Annotated in this window: 14 protein-coding genes; 11 read left to right on the forward strand and 3 right to left on the reverse strand. The window is 42.4% G+C overall.

Going from position 1 to position 18,025, the window contains the following annotated elements; translation table 11 throughout:
- The first annotated feature begins 154 nt into the window (after positions 1 to 154).
- Complete coding sequence (gene tkt / locus FIV01_RS02020; protein WP_152429501.1) at positions 155 to 2,149, forward strand: transketolase; 1,995 nt, start codon at positions 155 to 157, stop codon at positions 2,147 to 2,149.
- 300 nt (positions 2,150 to 2,449) lie between these two features.
- Here the strand turns inward: tkt and FIV01_RS02025 are convergent, their stop codons facing one another.
- On the reverse strand, positions 2,450 to 3,352 hold the full coding sequence (locus tag FIV01_RS02025; RefSeq protein WP_152429502.1) for a LysR family transcriptional regulator: 903 nt from the start codon (positions 3,350 to 3,352) through the stop codon (positions 2,450 to 2,452).
- A 110-nt stretch (positions 3,353 to 3,462) separates the two neighbouring features.
- On the opposite strand from FIV01_RS02025, the gene FIV01_RS02030 reads away from it, so the two are divergent.
- The 6 genes from FIV01_RS02030 to FIV01_RS02055 all read left to right on the forward strand — a co-directional run bounded on the left by FIV01_RS02030 (position 3,463) and on the right by FIV01_RS02055 (position 10,277).
- Positions 3,463 to 4,395 (forward strand): alpha/beta hydrolase, encoded by a 933-nt coding sequence (locus tag FIV01_RS02030; RefSeq protein WP_152429503.1) that lies wholly within the window; start codon positions 3,463 to 3,465, stop codon positions 4,393 to 4,395.
- A 336-nt stretch (positions 4,396 to 4,731) separates the two neighbouring features.
- A complete protein-coding gene (gene epd / locus FIV01_RS02035) occupies positions 4,732 to 5,772 on the forward strand; it encodes an erythrose-4-phosphate dehydrogenase (protein WP_152429504.1) in 1,041 nt (346 codons plus the stop codon).
- A gap of 145 nt (positions 5,773 to 5,917) precedes the next feature.
- Positions 5,918 to 7,078 carry a phosphoglycerate kinase gene (locus tag FIV01_RS02040; RefSeq protein WP_152429505.1) on the forward strand — a complete coding sequence of 387 codons (1,161 nt, stop codon included), beginning with the start codon at positions 5,918 to 5,920 and terminating at the stop codon, positions 7,076 to 7,078.
- 146 nt (positions 7,079 to 7,224) lie between these two features.
- Positions 7,225 to 8,301, forward strand: a complete 1,077-nt coding sequence (gene fbaA, locus FIV01_RS02045) for a class II fructose-bisphosphate aldolase (protein ID WP_152429506.1) — start codon at positions 7,225 to 7,227, stop codon at positions 8,299 to 8,301.
- A gap of 212 nt (positions 8,302 to 8,513) precedes the next feature.
- Positions 8,514 to 9,380 (forward strand): small-conductance mechanosensitive channel MscS, encoded by an 867-nt coding sequence (gene mscS / locus FIV01_RS02050; RefSeq protein ID WP_152429507.1) that lies wholly within the window; start codon positions 8,514 to 8,516, stop codon positions 9,378 to 9,380.
- A gap of 204 nt (positions 9,381 to 9,584) precedes the next feature.
- Complete coding sequence (locus FIV01_RS02055; protein ID WP_152429508.1) at positions 9,585 to 10,277, forward strand: oxidative stress defense protein; 693 nt, start codon at positions 9,585 to 9,587, stop codon at positions 10,275 to 10,277.
- A 44-nt stretch (positions 10,278 to 10,321) separates the two neighbouring features.
- Here the strand turns inward: FIV01_RS02055 and FIV01_RS02060 are convergent, their stop codons facing one another.
- Together FIV01_RS02060 and pykF are read right to left on the reverse strand one after the other, a co-directional pair.
- On the reverse strand, positions 10,322 to 10,981 hold the full coding sequence (locus FIV01_RS02060; protein WP_152429509.1) for a GntR family transcriptional regulator: 660 nt from the start codon (positions 10,979 to 10,981) through the stop codon (positions 10,322 to 10,324).
- 169 nt (positions 10,982 to 11,150) lie between these two features.
- Entirely contained in the window at positions 11,151 to 12,563 is a 1,413-nt protein-coding gene (pykF, locus tag FIV01_RS02065) for a pyruvate kinase PykF (protein ID WP_152429510.1), read from the reverse strand.
- A 431-nt stretch (positions 12,564 to 12,994) separates the two neighbouring features.
- Between pykF and FIV01_RS02070 the strand changes: the two genes are divergently transcribed.
- The 4 genes from FIV01_RS02070 to FIV01_RS02085 all read left to right on the forward strand — a co-directional run bounded on the left by FIV01_RS02070 (position 12,995) and on the right by FIV01_RS02085 (position 18,015).
- A complete protein-coding gene (locus FIV01_RS02070) occupies positions 12,995 to 13,756 on the forward strand; it encodes a DeoR/GlpR family DNA-binding transcription regulator (protein ID WP_152429511.1) in 762 nt (253 codons plus the stop codon).
- Positions 13,757 to 13,857: 101 nt separating this feature from the next.
- The gene (gene glmS, locus FIV01_RS02075) at positions 13,858 to 15,687 is read left to right on the forward strand and encodes a glutamine--fructose-6-phosphate transaminase (isomerizing) (RefSeq protein WP_152429512.1); all 1,830 of its coding nucleotides are present in this window, start codon (positions 13,858 to 13,860) and stop codon (positions 15,685 to 15,687) included.
- A gap of 546 nt (positions 15,688 to 16,233) precedes the next feature.
- On the forward strand, positions 16,234 to 16,470 hold the full coding sequence (locus FIV01_RS02080; protein WP_152429513.1) for an HTH-like domain-containing protein: 237 nt from the start codon (positions 16,234 to 16,236) through the stop codon (positions 16,468 to 16,470).
- 9 nt (positions 16,471 to 16,479) lie between these two features.
- Positions 16,480 to 18,015: a site-specific DNA-methyltransferase gene (locus tag FIV01_RS02085; protein ID WP_152429514.1), complete on the forward strand. Its 1,536-nt coding sequence runs from the start codon at positions 16,480 to 16,482 to the stop codon at positions 18,013 to 18,015.
- The last annotated feature ends 10 nt before the right edge of the window (positions 18,016 to 18,025 follow it).

Below are 18,025 nucleotides of genomic sequence, written 5' to 3' on the forward strand. Positions count from 1 at the left end.
CTTTTATTATCCAGATATTGTTGATTATTATATTAGTTTTTAAAGTTACTAGAGAGTGTGTATTAGTCAGTAAAACGTTTGCAGTGGCCTGAACGCTTTGAGAGAATAAAAGACATTCAAATCTGTTTTTCGCTTAATGCACTCAGGAGCAAACATGTCTTCCCGCAAACACCTAGCTAACGCTATTCGTGCCCTTAGCATGGACGGCGTACAACAAGCCAATTCTGGTCACCCAGGCGCCCCAATGGGCATGGCGGATATCGCTGAAGTTCTTTGGCGCTCACATCTAAATCACAACCCAGCAAACCCTGAATGGGCCGATCGTGACCGTTTCGTACTGTCGAACGGCCATGGCTCTATGCTGATATACTCTTTGTTGCACCTTTCAGGCTACGCGTTGTCGATTGATGAGCTGAAAAACTTCCGTCAGCTGCATTCTAAAACCCCGGGTCACCCAGAATATGGTTACGCACCAGGTGTTGAAACGACTACGGGGCCTCTTGGCCAAGGCATTACCAATGCAGTCGGTATGGCCCTTGCGGAAAAAACGCTAGCGGCGCAGTTTAACAAGTCAGGCCATGACATTGTCGATCACTACACCTACGCCTTTATGGGCGATGGCTGTTTGATGGAAGGGATCTCGCATGAAGCGTGTTCTTTGGCGGGTACACTAGGTCTTGGTAAGCTTATCGCGTTTTGGGATGACAACGGCATTTCAATCGATGGTCACGTTGAAGGCTGGTTCTCTGATGATACGCCTAAGCGTTTTGAGTCTTATGGCTGGCATGTTATTCCAGCGGTTGATGGCCACGATCCTGAAGCGATCGATGCGGCGATCAAAGCTGCGAAAGCCGATCCTCGTCCAACATTAATTTGTACTAAAACCATTATTGGTTTTGGTTCACCGAATAAATCAGGCTCTCACGATTGTCACGGTGCTCCGCTTGGCGCTGATGAAATTGCGGCTACTCGCAAGCAATTGGGTTGGGAACATGGTCCATTTGAAATCCCTGCGGATGTCTATGCCCAGTGGGATGCCAAAGAAGCTGGCACAGCCAAAGAAGCAGCGTGGAATGAAAAATTTGACGCTTATGCTGCAGCTTACCCAGCAGAAGCGGCAGAGCTTAAGCGCCGTCTAAATGGCGAACTGCCTGCTGAGTGGGAACAAAAAACCAGCCAAATCATCGCAGATTTGCAAGCTAACCCTGCCAATATTGCTTCACGTAAGGCGTCGCAAAACGCGCTGGAAGCCTTTGGTCAAATGCTGCCAGAATTTTTGGGCGGCTCTGCCGACTTAGCGCCTTCAAACCTCACTATGTGGTCTGGCTCTAAGTCAGTATCGGCGGAAGATGCATCAGGTAACTACATCCACTACGGCGTGCGTGAATTTGGCATGACAGCCATCATGAATGGTATTGCTTTGCACGGCGGCTTTGTCCCTTACGGCGCGACTTTCCTTATGTTTATGGAATACGCACGTAATGCGATGCGTATGGCCGCATTGATGAAGATCCAAAACATTCAAGTCTACACGCACGACTCGATTGGTTTAGGTGAAGATGGCCCAACACACCAACCTGTTGAGCAAATGGCTTCATTGCGCATGACGCCAAACATGAACACATGGCGTCCGTGTGATCAGGTTGAATCTGCTGTGGCTTGGAAACTGGCGATTGAGCGTAAAGATGCGCCAACTGCTCTGGTCTTCTCTCGTCAAAACCTCGCGCAGCAAGAGCGCAGCGCAGAGCAAGTGGCGAACATTGCCAAAGGTGGTTACATCCTAAAAGACTGCCAAGGCCAGCCAGAGCTTATTTTAATTGCCACAGGTTCCGAAGTAGAGCTTGCAGTTGACGCTGCCGCTGAGCTAAGCGCGCAAGGTACACAAGTACGCGTGGTGTCTATGCCATCGACTGATGCCTTTGACAGACAAGACGCAGCGTACCGCGAAAGCGTTCTACCATCAGATGTGACAGCGCGTGTGGCTATTGAAGCGGGTATTGCTGACTTCTGGTACAAGTATGTTGGCTTTGACGGCCGCATCATAGGTATGACAACCTTTGGTGAATCAGCACCAGCAGGCGAGCTATTTAAGATGTTCGGCTTTACCACTGAAAATGTGCTGAACACAGCGAAAGAATTACTCGATTAATTCATCTTGCGCTAAACAAAGCCTCGCGATGCGGGGCTTTATGGTATGAGGAGCAAGCCGCTGTTTTCAACTTTCACAGAGATATGATCGTTATTCGGAGCTTCTAAAAAAGTATCTGCTAGCTGCGAATCAAATAGGCTTGCGAGAAAGGTATTGAGATTGGCTGATTGGGCATTAACCATCTCATCTAGAATATCATTGTACCGAATGCTGAGCTATTATGGGGTGTATTTACATAATAAATAAGCCTTCCTCTGCAGAGTTTGTGCCTATATGATGGTATAACTATACACATAGTGTCTATGTGATTTTTCTTAGTTGCCTCTCAATAAAGTCTGTGCAAATTGTCGTGTTCAGAGGAGGCGTGCTACCATAATTGTGCACTGCATACACAGGAACTGCTGAAAGCGTATACCCAGGGTACACGTTTTCTAACTCACCTTTACGTTGAAAATTTTCGAACATAAATTCCGGAATCAGCGCCATGCCTGCGCCAGCTTTAACCATTGCAATGACTGAATGTACAGAGTCATTAAAGCGACTAGCCTTCATTGACACATCAATACTATGGCTTGAAGACGAATGCTCCAACGTATAATGAATGGATTTACCCTCCCAGATATTTGCGACATAGTCACATTTGTGTAGTAGTGAAGGGTTCTTTATGAGTTGAGTTATGTTTAAGTCGTGATTTTGAATATATGTAGGGCTTGCACAAAGAACTTTTTTTAAGCTACCAATTCGGCGTTGTTTATAATCACTTGATGGCAATCCTCCGAGATGGATCGCAATATCTGCACCTGTTTCAAACAAATCAACACTGCCATCATTAGCCAAAATAGTTGGAACTAAATCTGGATAAATACTTACCAAATGTCCAATAGCGGGCGATACAACTGGCTCTATTAGCGCATGAGGTGAACTGATCTTAACGCTTCCCTTTGGCTCAATTTGACTCACTCGTGCGACATCCCATGCTTCATCAACAAGAGCGCTTATTCTTTTACACCGCTCAAAAAACTCTGCTCCTATTGGAGTAAGCAGCAGCTGACGTGTTGAGCGTCTTAGCAACAAGACCTCTAATTCTTCTTCCAACGCCTTTAGATGTTGGCTAATTACCGATTTACCGACTCCCAAGTCACGAGCAGCCGCGGTAATGGATCCTGTCTCAACTATTTTAGTGAAGATGATCATGTGACGCATAAATTTATTCATAGTTTAAAAATATTACACAGTTAGTATCAAATTAGCTCTCTTTTGTTGCTTAATGAAATCATTAATAATGTGCTTAATCAATCTCTGAGGAATAATCAATGACTAAGACACACTTAACATCCGTGGCACAATATTTCACTCGTGAGCTGGCAGATGAACAATACAATCCCACGTTGTGGACTAAAAGGTTACCTACTGAGGAATTGTTGCCCAAACATATTGAGTTTACTACCCAAAACAGCGACCGTTATAGAGCGAGAGTAGGATCTGGGCTTAGCCAGATAAACTACGGAGAAGGAGAGTTTTTGGGAACCATGGACGTATATAGAACTGAAGGTATTTCTGAAGATGCTCCAATCGTTGTTTACATACATGGCGGTTGGTGGCAATGGTTTTCTAAAGAGCAATTCGGGTTTATTGCTGAACCATTCAATCAACAAGGGTTTAGTGTTTATATGCCAGGTTATCGAATGGCCACGGATTGGGCAAACGATGCTCCTATGGAATCGATCCTTAAACAAATGCAGTTCGCAGTCGCAGAGGTCCTTTCCTTTGCAGCTAAAAATAGAGTTCCTGCTGTCTATTTAGTGGGGCATTCAGCTGGTGGTCAGCTAGTTTCTATGCTTCATAAAACAGACTGGAGCAAACTTGGGGTCACACAAGAAGGAAGACAAAAACTGAAGGATGTATTTTCAATTGCAGGGCTGTTTGATATTCGGCCTCTTGTAAACAGCTTCGTTAACGACAGTATTAAAATGACCAAAGAATCATCAGAGGAGGTTAGCCCATTATTGAGTGATTTTCCGCCGAGTCAGACTCTAAGTCATTTACACCTGATTATACCAGAGTTTGATACCCCTGAGTTTTTTCGACAAACTAAGGAATATCATGCGGCAGTCCTCAATAATCAGCAGGAGTGCAGTATTTTCCTTGCCAGTAAGTGCGATCATCTTGACGTGATAGAAAACCTCCTTGACTCTAGCAACGAAGTTCTAGAATACATGCTGGAGCATATGAATATCCTACGATAGAGTTTGCTTTTTTATTTAGAGAGAGTGCTCCAATGGAGTATTGGTTTGTAAGCCGGAAATCTTTCCGGCTTTTATCATTTTAGCCATCTACCAAATCAAGGTTTGTACCTAAGTAATCTATACCAGTGGACACAGTTTCGGTCTTAAGCGTCAGAATGTTGCTTGGATCCTAGTGTTTATTTTTTATCAATAGGATAGATGTTAGTTCGAGAAAATTAGCCTTCGGCTATAAACCGTAAAATGAATTAAAAGCGATGATTGTAGGTATAATCTAATGCGCTTTATATATCTATCAGGTAGTATTCGTGATACGAAAATGATGTAAGGGATGGAGCCATGTTAAAAGTTGCGATCAATGGATTTGGACGTATCGGTCGTAATGTGCTGCGTGCGGTATACGAGAGCGGGAAAAATCAGCAAATTAAGGTTGTTGCAGTTAATGAACTGGCTCAACCCGATGCGATGGCACATCTACTGCAATATGATACAAGTCATGGTCGATTTGGTCGAAAAGTCACTAATGATCAAGAGCACATATATATCCACCATGATGCTCCATACGAAGGTACGGGCGAGTTTGATTCGATTCGTATTCTACACCTTGCCGAGATAGACTTATTGCCTTGGCGAGATCTTGAGGTTGATTTAGTACTAGATTGTACAGGTGTTTTTGGCACACAAGCTGATGGCCAAGAGCATATTAAGGCTGGAGCAAAGAAAGTTCTCTTCTCACATCCTGGCGCCCATGATCTTGATAATACGATTATCTACGGGGTTAACCACCACACTCTCAAAGCAGAACACAGGGTGGTTTCTAATGGTTCTTGTACCACCAATTGTATCGTTCCGATTATCAAAGCCTTGGATGATGCGTTTGAAATTGAGTCTGGCACGATAACAACTATTCATTCTTCGATGAACGATCAACAAGTCATTGATGCTTATCACACTGATTTGCGTCGCACCCGAGCAGCAAGTCAATCTATCATACCGGTAGATACTAAATTGCATAAAGGGATTGAAAGAATATTCCCGAAATTTTCCAACAAATTTGAAGCTATTTCGGTCAGAGTTCCAACAGTCAATGTCACAGCGATGGATTTAAGTGTCACAGTTCATACAAATGTGAAAGTTAATGACATAAATCAAACCATAGTTAACGCATCTCAGTGTACATTACGAGGAATAGTTGACTATACTGAAGCTCCGCTTGTTTCGATTGACTTTAATCATGACCCACACAGTGCCATTGTTGATGGTACACAAACTCGAGTTAGTAATAACCATCTAGTGAAGATGTTGGTTTGGTGTGACAACGAATGGGGCTTTGCCAATCGAATGTTAGATACAGCACTCGAAATGCATAAGGCACAATAGACTCAATACGGAGTGGAGATATATTTATTTTATACCTTGAAATAAATATTGATAATCTCCATATCTAAGTAAGTTTGAAAAATTGTTAGGTTGAGCTCAGATGCTGAACCGAAAAATTTATTTTTAATATTTGAGAGGACACATCATGTCTGTGATCAAGATGACTGACCTGGATCTAGCCGGTAAACGTGTATTTATCCGTGCAGATCTTAATGTACCAGTAAAAGAAGGCAAAGTGACTTCTGACGCACGTATTCTAGCTTCCTTACCTACAATCAAGCACTGTCTTGAAGCTGGTGCAAAAGTGATGGTGACATCTCACTTAGGTCGTCCTACAGAAGGTGAATATGCGCAAGAATTCTCTCTACAACCTGTGGTTAACTACTTGAATGACGCTCTAGATTGCGAGGTTAAATTAGCCAAAGATTACCTTGATGGGCTAGAACTCAATGCAGGTGAATTAGTCGTTCTTGAAAATGTGCGATTCAACAAAGGTGAAAAGAAGAACGAAGAAGCATTGTCTAAGGCCTATGCTGCGCTTTGTGATGTTTTTGTGATGGATGCCTTTGGTACCGCTCACCGAGCGCAAGCGTCTACTCATGGCGTCGGCATGCATGCACCGATCGCTTGTGCTGGTCCTCTACTGGCTAATGAACTTGATGCATTGGCAAAAGCAATGGATAAACCAGCTCGCCCAATGGTAGCGATTGTCGGTGGTTCAAAGGTTTCTACCAAACTAACCGTACTTGAGTCATTGTCAAAAGTGGCAGACCAGTTGGTTGTTGGTGGCGGTATTGCCAATACCTTTATTGCAGCGGCTGGACATAATGTTGGTAAGTCTTTGTACGAAGCAGACCTAGTTGACACTGCGAAAAAATTGATGGATGAGTGTGCAATCCCTGTCGCAACGGATGTCGCTTGTGCGAAAGCTTTTGATGAGAACGCTGAAGCCCAAATCAAAAACGTCGCGGATGTGGCTGATGACGATATGATTTTCGATTTAGGCCCTGATTCAACTGCTGAGCTGGCAGAATTTCTTAAAAATGCTAAGACTATTCTTTGGAATGGTCCTGTAGGCGTGTTTGAGTTTAAGAACTTTGAGGCTGGAACTAAAGGTATATCTGAGGCTATTGCCCAATCTGAAGGCTTTTCAGTTGCTGGTGGTGGCGACACTCTAGCTGCTATCGACAAGTTTGGTATCAAGGCTGATGTTTCTTACATCTCAACTGGTGGTGGTGCTTTCCTTGAATTTGTTGAAGGTAAGGTGCTTCCGGCAGTAGAAATGCTGGAAGCTCGCGCTAAATAATTCATTGAAAGCGGGATTTCCCCGCTTTCTTGTTTGCTGCATATAAGGCATTTTTTTGTTAAAATAGGCCCAATTGTGGCAAACGTTTGCAAAAATTTAAACGAATAAGTTTTGTTTTAAAACGATAGATAAATAGGATGACAGCCATGTCTAAGATCTTCGATTTCGTAAAACCAGGTGTGATTTCTGGTGATGACGTACAGAAAGTTTTTGAAGTAGCAAAAGAGAATAATTTTGCCCTTCCAGCGGTAAACGTGGTTGGTACTGATTCAGTAAATGCAGTATTAGAAGCCGCTGCTAAAGTAAAAGCTCCGGTAGTGGTTCAGTTTTCAAATGGCGGCGCTGCTTTCTTTGCAGGTAAAGGCGTAAAACTTGAAGGTCAAGGTGGCCAAGTTCTTGGTGCTGTAGCTGGTGCTAAATATGTTCATACTGTAGCTGAGGCTTATGGTGTACCTGTTATTCTTCATACGGACCACGCTGCGAAGAAGCTTTTACCATGGATTGACGGCCTTCTTGATGCTGGCGAAGAGTTTTTTGCTCAAACAGGTAAGCCACTCTTCTCTTCTCATATGATTGACTTATCAGAAGAATCTCTAGAAGAAAATATCGAAATCTGTGCCAAGTACCTTGAGCGTATGTCAAAAATGAACATGACGCTTGAGATTGAACTAGGTTGTACTGGTGGTGAAGAAGACGGTGTTGATAACTCAGATATGGACGCATCTGAGCTATACACTTCTCCAGAAGATGTTGCTTACGCTTATGAAAAGTTGACGGCAGTTAGTCATCGTTTCACAATTGCGGCCTCTTTCGGTAACGTGCATGGTGTTTACAAACCAGGTAATGTCGTATTGACTCCGACAATTCTTCGTGATTCACAAGCATACTGTGCGGAGAAATTTGGTATTGCTCCAAATGCGCTTAACTTTGTATTCCATGGCGGTTCTGGCTCTTCAGAAGCTGAAATTCAAGAGTCTATTAGCTATGGCGTTATCAAAATGAATATTGATACAGACACTCAGTGGGCAACTTGGGATGGTATTCGTCAGTACTCAGCTGATAACCACGATTACCTGCAAGGTCAAATCGGTAACCCAACTGGTGAAGATGCACCGAATAAAAAATACTATGATCCACGCGTATGGTTACGTAAAGGTCAGGAGTCAATGGTTAAGCGTTTAGAAAAAGCGTTCGCAGATCTAAACGCTGTCAACGTTTTATAATAAAGACCCATTTCGATACTCTGTTTACATTCCAAAGCCTGCTCATAATGAGCAGGTTTTTTTGTTTCTTCTAGCTTTAATTGAGCAATGAGATGGAGCGCACTAAAAAGAATGGCGAAACGAGTCACCATTAGATAAGTTTAACGGACTAATATTTGTTTCTATCTCATAAACAACTGTAACAAAAGCATTATTGCTGGAGGTAATAGACTATGTCAGAAGGTGCTGGGAAGATCGAAACTCCAATTATTGATGGTTTAGGTGTCGCTGGAACTTGGGTGAATGAGCATTCGGAGCTCTTAATACAATATGGTGTGAATCTAATTTCCGCCATTCTGATACTATTTTTTGGCAATATTGTTGTTAAAGTCGTAGCCAATAGTGTTTCTAAGGTACTGAAGAAGAAAAGAATGGACAAAGCAGTGGTTGACTTTATCCACACCATGGTTCGTTATTTACTCTTTATCATGGTGCTAATAGCTGCTCTTAGTCGAATAGGGGTACAGACTGCCTCTGTCGTTGCGGTTATCGGTGCTGCTGGTTTAGCGATTGGATTAGCACTACAAGGTTCGCTATCAAATTTTGCCGCAGGCGTATTGATTGTTGCTTTTCGGCCATTTAAATCTGGAGATTATGTTCAAATAGCGGGTGTTGGCGGCAGTGTTGAATCGATTCAGATTTTTCAGACAATTCTTACTACCCCTGATAATAAAATGGTCGTGGTGCCCAATAGCAGCGTGATCAGTGGACCTATTACTAACTATTCTCGTCATCAAACTAGACGAATTGATTTGGTCATAGGAGTTTCCTATCGAGCTGACTTACAAAAAACAAAGCACTTGTTGACCCAAATATGCCAAGCTGACCCCCGTATTCTTAAAGACCCAGAGGTAAAAGTGGGTGTCCATGCATTAGCAGACTCTTCTGTGAACCTAGTTGTTCGTCCTTGGGTTGCCACCAGTGATTACTGGAATGTTTATTTTGATTTGATGCAGGCGATCAAAGAAGGTTTGGATAGAGAAGGTATAGAGATACCTTTTCCGCAAATGGATGTCCATCTCAATAAAGTTGAATCCTAAACCTACAAAACCAGAGGACTTTTAATTGAATAGATTGATTATCATAAAGTATTAGCATGGCTTTAACGTTCAATTTGGATTGATAAGTAAGCTGATTAGTCTAGGGAGTATTGGTCAAGATTGTGTCAGAAGATTGACCAATACTCCTCAAGCCGTTTCTACGCGCTATGATAGGTTGAACGAGTTAATTAAGGAAAAATAATAATGAAGATGATCTCTCGCCTACTTATCGTTACGTTATGTTTGGCTGGTTTTGGTGTCTATGCGGGTACGCCAGACTTCCCACATTTACAAACCACTGGTTATGGGGAGGTTAGTGCTACTCCTGACATGGCAGAGTTTACAGTGAAAGTGGTTGAAACAACCATGACTGCTGAACAAGCCAAGCAAACCGTGGACAAAGTTGTTACCGATTTTCTTGCTCAGCTCAAAGAGCAGGGTATGAGTGATGATAATGTCAGCAGTTCAAATCTCTATATTGCACCCCAGTACCATTATCCCAAAAGCGGTCAACCTGAGCTCGTTGGCTATCGAGCTTCTCGAACAGTAAACGTGACAGTTAATCAACTGCCTGATCTTAATCAATACCTAGATATCGCATTGAATTCTGGTATTAATCAGGTTCAAAATGTGCAACTAAAGGTAAAAGAACAAGCTAAGTACCAAGAGCAAGCAAGACAAGCTGCGATCAAGGATGCCAACGCTAAAGCTAAGTCACTTGCGTCAGGCTTTGATAAAGAAATTAGTGGTGTTTGGCGTATTGATTACAATGCACCTAACAACCAGCCTGTGTTGATGCGCTCTATGGCCATGGATGCGAGAGCCGAATCTAACACCTATCAAGACTCGACGATCGTTATCCGAGATCGTGTCGATGTGATCTATAAGCTGGATTAAAGCAACTCTATCTTAATCTGTAAGGTGCTTTAGTTTACAGTCTACTATGCAGCTTTTTCAATACTGACTTGAATTTTCTGCATTGAGCAGTGAAGGTGGCGATCAAAATGCTCTGCCGCCTGATCTGCCTCTTTATTCATCACCAGTTTTAGAATCTTCTTATACTCTTCAATTTCAAATTGGTGTACATCTAGGCCATTATTACGAGCAAAATAACGATAGCGTTTGATCTGATTGATCAGATCGTTAAAAAATCCAATCATATTTGGCGAGTTGGAGCCTTCAAGAAGCGCGATATGAAACTCATGTTGTCGTTCTTCCCACTGCTGCCAATCAAAGTTTTCATCATCAGGGTTGAGGCGAGATAGTTTGTGATAACAAGTGAGTACGTTGAGCTCCCATTCTTCTCCGCCCATGCGTATTGATTTTTTTATTAACACAGGTGCTACGGTGCGAAGGCTCTCGTAAAGATCTACCAGCTCATCTAGACATACAGGAGAAACCCAACAACCTTTCTGAGGTTCTAAGCTAACATATTTGTTCCATGAAAGTTGGACTAAGGCTTCTCTGATAGGTGAGGCACCAACATGGTATCGGTGTTTTAAATCAGCGACTACGAGTTTTTGACAGGGCTTAAATTCTCCGCTCAAGATGTCTTGATAGATCATTCTCGAGACTTTATCAGTCAAGGTTGGGCTAGACACGTTCCTATCCTTACATGCATAGATACAACACTATGAAAAATATAATAAATTTCATAGCATGCAAAACTGCGGGCGATAATACAGTGTACTGATTATAGGGACAAGAGCGAAAAATAAAAAAGAGGGCGATAGCCCCCCCTTTTAGCGATAATGAGTTTGTAACTAGTGATTACAAAACGTGTACCGAAGCTGTATTTGTTGTACCGGATGCCACCAGAGCCCCTGAAACCATCACGACAATATCTCCCTTGTCCCCCAGGCCAGACTCAAGCGCTAGCTCTTTACCTAGTACATAGAAAGCATCAGTGCTATTGATTGACTCAACTAATACAGGTCTAACACCTTTAGTTAACACTAACTGGGCAGCAGTTCTTGGATTATTAGTTAAGGCTAAAATATTGGCAGTTGGGAAATATTTACGAACTGAGCGCGCAGATTTTCCACCTTCAGTTGCAACAACGATAAGCGGTGCGGCAAGTTTTTCTGCTGTATCTACAGCTCCTTTACATACAGCTTCTGTGATACGAAGACGAGGGCTATCTAGACGAGAGCCTAGTTCTGCTTTTAGAGCTGCATCAGTGCGGTTTGCGATTTGAGCCATAATAGTTACCGCTTCAACAGGGTATTTACCTTTGGCTGTCTCACCAGATAGCATCACAGCATCAGTGCCATCCATTACCGCGTTTGCAACGTCTCCAGCTTCTGCGCGAGTTGGACGTGGATTATGGATCATAGAATCCAACATTTGAGTTGCGGTAATCACCATCTTACGAGCACGATTACATTTTTCGATCATCATCTTTTGTGCAAAGATCACCTCTTCAGCTGGGATCTCAACACCTAAATCACCGCGTGCAACCATGATGCCGTCAGATTGTTCAAGAATATCGTCAAAGTTATCGACGCCTTCTTGGTTTTCAATTTTAGAGATAATATGAATATCTTCACCGCCATGCTCGGCTAGTACAGCACGGATTTCTTTGACATCAGACGCTTTACGAATGAATGATGCCGCAACGAAGTCCACGCCCTGCTCACAACCAAACTTAAGATCATTTTTATCTTTTTCAGACAATGCTGGCAGATTGACAGAAACGCCCGGCAAGTTAACGCCTTTGTTTTCTCCAAGAGCACCATTGTTAAGTACTTTACACTTAACTTCCGTTGCTGTTGTGGCTATTACTTCCATTTCTATTAAGCCATCATCGACCAAGATGGTATTGCCCACATTAAGATCGGCAGCAAAACCTGAGTATGTGACGGCCACTTTTTCTTTGTTGCCGACAACCGAAGTGTCCGTTGTAAACGTGAACTCTTGACCTGCGGTTAAGTCAACATCTTTACCTTCTTCTAGTTTTATCGTACGGATTTCTGGTCCTTTAGTATCAAGTAGAATAGCCAGTTGTTTACCAGAGTTTTCCATTACTTTACGGAAGTTGGCAATACGAGTACCATGCTCTTGGTAATCTCCGTGAGAGAAGTTTAGGCGCATGACATTCATACCCGCGCTAACTAGCTCAGTGAGTTTTTCTACTGATTCAGTTTTGGGGCCAATCGTACATACGATTTTGGTCTTTTTCATGGAAGATATTCTCCGGTTAGTAATAGTTACAATTTGAAATTTCGTTTATCTGGTTAACGTCGAAGATTTACTTGGCCTGAGTAGCTTTATAAATTTTTAGAGCTCATCAATGTTATCGTCGACTATAGAACTGAAAGTCTTTCAATTTGTTTAGTCATTTTATGACCAAACTTCTGTGGTAATACACGCTGAATTCCGTATTACCTTAAAATATATGTGAATCGTCACATAAAACTAACGTTCAATTCTGTAATTTTTTTTCTTTTCGGTGGCAAATTCTACCATTGATTTATTGCAATATCACTGCTTAACAATTGTCTTAGGACAAGCTTTTGGTGCTATTTTTTATTTTTCATCTAAAAATAAATAGACTTATTTCTTTCGAACTGGCTATAATTTATTTCGATTTGAAACTTTACTGTGCAGATTAAATGTCGAAACGAAACACTCAACTAAGAAGACATGCAATTTCTCACTTGGTGAATGAGCAAGGTGAGGTCAGTGTAGAAGCACTATCTACTCAGTTTGAAACCTCTGAAGTCACGATTAGAAAGGACTTGGCTTCTTTAGAAAAAAATGGCCAGCTTTTACGTCGCTATGGTGGTGCCATAGCTTTACCAAAAGAAGTTGTCAACGATGAGCTAAGTAAAAATATTTCGATTCGTAAGAGTGAATTAGCACAAGCCGCAGTCAAGTTGATTCGTGAGCACAACCGAATTGTTATCGATAGTGGTAGCACTACAGCCTCATTAATTAAGCAGCTTGATGGAATGCGAGGTCTTGTTGTCATGACTAATTCGCTGCACGTGGCTAATGCGCTTAATGAGTTAGAAAGCGAGCCTACTCTACTTATGACTGGCGGGACTTGGGATTCACATTCTGAGTCTTTTCAAGGTCAAGTTGCTGAGTCAGTACTACGATCTTATGATTTTGACCAGTTATTTATTGGTGCAGACGGTGTGGATATCGAGCGTGGTACCACCACATTTAACGAGTTAGTTGGCCTTAGTAAAGTGATGGCTGAGGTCTCGCGTGAAGTGATTGTTATGGTTGAGTCTGAAAAAATTGGTCGGAAAATTCCCAATTTAGAGTTGTCTTGGGATTCTATCGATATCCTCATTACCAACAAAGATTTAGCCCCTGAGTTGAAACTAAGTATTGAGTCTCAAGGTGTTCAAGTACTTTGTGCCTAAGAACAATAGGCTAATGACGGCTTAGCTTAGAGCTTGTCGAGCCTTTAATTATTAAGTCAGCTTGATTGCTGGTTATCAGAATGAATTAATTGGAGTTACTTATGTGTGGAATCGTCGGTGCAGTAGCACAACGAGATGTAGCAGAAATTTTAGTTGAGGGCCTTCGTCGTCTTGAATACCGTGGCTATGACTCAGCGGGTGTAGCAATTGTCGATACAGATTCGAGCCTTACGCGTATTAGAAGATTAGGAAAAGTTCAAGAGTTGGCTGATGCTGTCAATGAAGCCAAGGTTGTGGGTGGTACGGGTATTGCTCACACCAGATGGGCAACACATGGCGAGCCTTCTGAAATCAATGCTCATCCCCACATGTCAGGTGATATTACCGTTGTTCACAATGGTATTATTGAAAATCATGATGAGCTGCGTGAGCTACTCAAATCTCGTGGTTATGAGTTTGAATCACAAACGGATACTGAAGTCATCGCTCATATGGTTGAGTGGGAACTGCGCTCAGCAAGTACATTAGTTGAAGCGGTGCAAAAAACGGCAAAGCAGTTGGAAGGTGCCTACGGCACAGTCGTAATGGATCGCAAGGATCCTTCTCGTATTGTGGTAGCTCGCTCTGGTAGCCCGATTGTGATTGGCTTTGGTGTGGGAGAGAACTTCCTTGCGTCTGACCAACTCGCACTTTTGAATGTGACTCGCCGTTTCATGTTCCTTGAAGAAGGCGATGTTGCTGAGATCACCCGCCGTGAAGTCAGTGTATTTGATGCAAATGGTGAGAGCGTTAAACGGGAAATAAAAGAAACCGAAGTGTCTCATGATGCTGGTGATAAAGGTGAATACCGCCATTACATGTTAAAAGAGATACATGAGCAGCCAGTGGCACTTCAACGCACCTTAGAAGGACGCCTTGCCAATGGTCAAGTGGTTTCATCGGCGTTTGGTGACAATGCACATCAGCTTTTAAGCCAAGTTAAACATGTACAAATTATTGCTTGTGGTACCAGTTATCACGCAGGTTTAGTGGCACGTTACTGGCTTGAAGAGTGGGCTGGTGTCTCTTGTAACGTCGAAATTGCCTCTGAGTTTCGTTACAGAAAGTCCCATGTGTTTGAAAATTCTTTGCTGGTTACTATTTCTCAATCTGGTGAGACTGCCGACACGCTTGCAGCGCTGCGCCTTGCCAAAGAAATGGGTTATGTGGCGAGTTTGACCATATGTAATGTACCAGGCTCTTCACTAGTACGTGAATCTGATATGGCGTATATGATGAAGGCTGGAGCAGAAATTGGTGTTGCTTCTACCAAAGCTTTCACTGTGCAGCTTGCAGGCTTACTTATGCTTGCGGGGGCGATTGGCCACCACAATGGCATGGCGGTAGAAAAGGAAGCTAAGTTGGTTTCTGCACTGCAATCACTGCCAGCTAAACTTGAACAAACACTGGCAATGGCTGAGTCTATCGAAGCTCTAGCGGAAGATTTTGCTGACAAACATCACTCTTTATTTTTGGGGCGCGGAGAGCAATCAGCAATTGCAATGGAAGGTGCGTTAAAGCTAAAAGAAATCTCCTATATTCATGCTGAAGCTTATGCTGCTGGTGAACTTAAGCACGGACCATTAGCACTTATTGATGCTGAAATGCCTGTTATCGTTGTTGCGCCTAACAACGAGCTGTTGGAGAAGCTTAAATCTAACGTAGAAGAAGTGCGTGCGCGTGGCGGCCTGATGTACGTATTTGCTGATGATAAAGCGTCATTTGAAAGTGATGAGACGATGAAGGTGCTTAACGTGCCTCATTGTGATGAGTTTATTGCTCCTATCGTTTATACCTTGCCACTACAGCTACTTTCGTACTACGTTGCCTTGATCAAAGGTACCGATGTCGACCAGCCACGTAACTTAGCCAAATCAGTGACAGTGGAATAGGGCATTAATTCTCTCCCGATGTTTATGTGAGAGAGTAATAAAGTATCATACCAAGTAATAAAGTGTCATACTAAGTATTAAAGTATCATACTAAAATGGCGGCGTTCATATCGGTACGCTGTCATTCGTTGATCCGAAATGCCAAATTCTTTTAGTTCCAACTAAAACGGGTTAATGTGTAACCTCTGCCCCAAAACCGCCTCCCCCCATGATAATGGTGTTTCGCTTTCAAATTTCAGAAAGTAAAGTACTGGCAATAGAGTTAGTTAATATGATAGAGCTGTACACTGTTTATTGCGCAACAGTGAGAACCCCTCAATAGTTACATGTTTTTCAACCACTGGTGTTGACCCGAATGATTCAAAGACCCTAGGTCTCGTTTTTGCGAGATAAACGCACTTTTCCCCATTACTACCCCAATCTAGGCTTTTTTCATTTTGCAGTTCGGAATAACGAATAAGAAGTACCAATTCTTCCGACGGCCAATTAGCTTTTTTAGCTAATTTTGCTACTATGATGAGCTCTATGAATCCTGTTGATTATATTATGAACAAAATGATCAGAGAAGAAATTAAGAAAGCACTTGCCTTAGCTCCACGGAACGGCTTTATGGCTGAGCTGCATTTGCAGTCGATTAAATATGCTGATGAGCTTCAAAACATCACCGCGAAAGAGTTTTGCGAAGAAGTCGGTCTCAAGCCAAGTTATGGCACCGAATTTAGCAAAATGAGAAACCTTACCAGCCGATTGAAACAAGCTGGCTTAGACGTAGATAAGATTTAGGAATCTAAGATGCCCATTTTGAATTGGCTTAACAAAGACGAAGCGATAGCAACGTCTAAAAAATGTACATATAGGTTGCTGGAAGAAGTACCTGAACTTTCATATGGCGATATCGATAATGAAAACTTGTTGATTCAAGGTGATAACCTTGAAGCACTTAAAGCATTGATACCTCACTATGCTGGTAAAGTGAAATGTATATTTATCGACCCACCATATAACACTAAGTCTGCTTTCGAACATTACGATGATAATATTGAGCACAGCAAATGGTTATCACTTATGTATCCACGCTTAGAACTATTACGTGAGTTGCTTACAGAAAAGGGGAGTATTTGGATTACGCTAGATGATAATGAATCACATTATTTTAAAGTAATATGTGATGAAATTTTTGGGCGAAAAAACTTCGTCGGAAATATTGTTTGGGAAAAGGTCTACACACCTAAAAATAACGGAAGAGCTGTTAGTTCAGACCACGATCATGTATTAGTGTACGCAAAATCAGAATCTTGGTTTAAGGATGGATGGAATTTAGTACCAAGGTCTGATGAACAAAAAGGACGGTTTAAGAACCCTGATCACGATCCTAAAGGACCTTGGAGAACCTATCCGCTGGATGTGAGAACTGAAGACGGTGCTAGAAGAGAAAAATATAGGTACGAAGTAACGTTGCCATCAGGTAGAAAGGTAAAACCAGCGCTCGGTAGACATTGGGCACTCCCCCTAGAATCATTTCAAAAAGCTGTAGAAGACGGCGAAATATATTTCGGTAAAAAAGGGGATGCTATGCCCACTAAAAAAGCTTACCTAAGTGAAGCAAAGAAAGGGGTGATAGCTAGGAGTTGGTGGACATACAAGGAAGTTTCTGGCAACCAAGATGCAAAGCGAGAAATCTTAGCATTATTCGGTGACTCAGGTTTTATTACTCCTAAACCAGAAAAACTTATTGAACGTGTTCTTACGATAGCCACAAATGAACACGACCTTGTACTTGACTCATTCTTAGGTTCAGGAACTACTGCTGCTGTTTCGCATAAAATGAAACGCAAATACATAGGTATAGAAATCGGTGACCATGCTAAAACTCACTGTCAAAAGCGTCTGAAGCAGGTTGTTGATGGAGAGCAGGGTGGCATATCTGTAACCAATAACTGGCAAGGCGGTGGCGGTTTCCGCTTCTATAAACTAGGCGAAGCTGTATTCGACGAATATGGTTGCCTCAATACCGATATTAAGTTCCCAACATTGGCATCACATATCTGGTATTTGGAAACAAAAACACCACTCGGTAATACAATGGATAGCCCGTTACTGGGTGTTCATAACGATACCGCATACTATTTGCTCTATAACGGCATACTAGGTGATCGTCGTCCGGCAGGTGGCAATGTACTAACAAGCAAAGTGCTTAATAACTTACCAGACATCGACAAGCATGATCGCATCGTGATTTACGGTGAATCAAGCCGTTTAGGTGAGGCTCGCTTGAAGCAAGCGAACATCACTTTCAAGCAAATCCCTTATGACGTCGGCACTCTTTGATAAGGAATCC

This window comes from Vibrio aquimaris, assembly GCF_009363415.1.
Lineage (GTDB): Bacteria > Pseudomonadota > Gammaproteobacteria > Enterobacterales > Vibrionaceae > Vibrio > Vibrio aquimaris.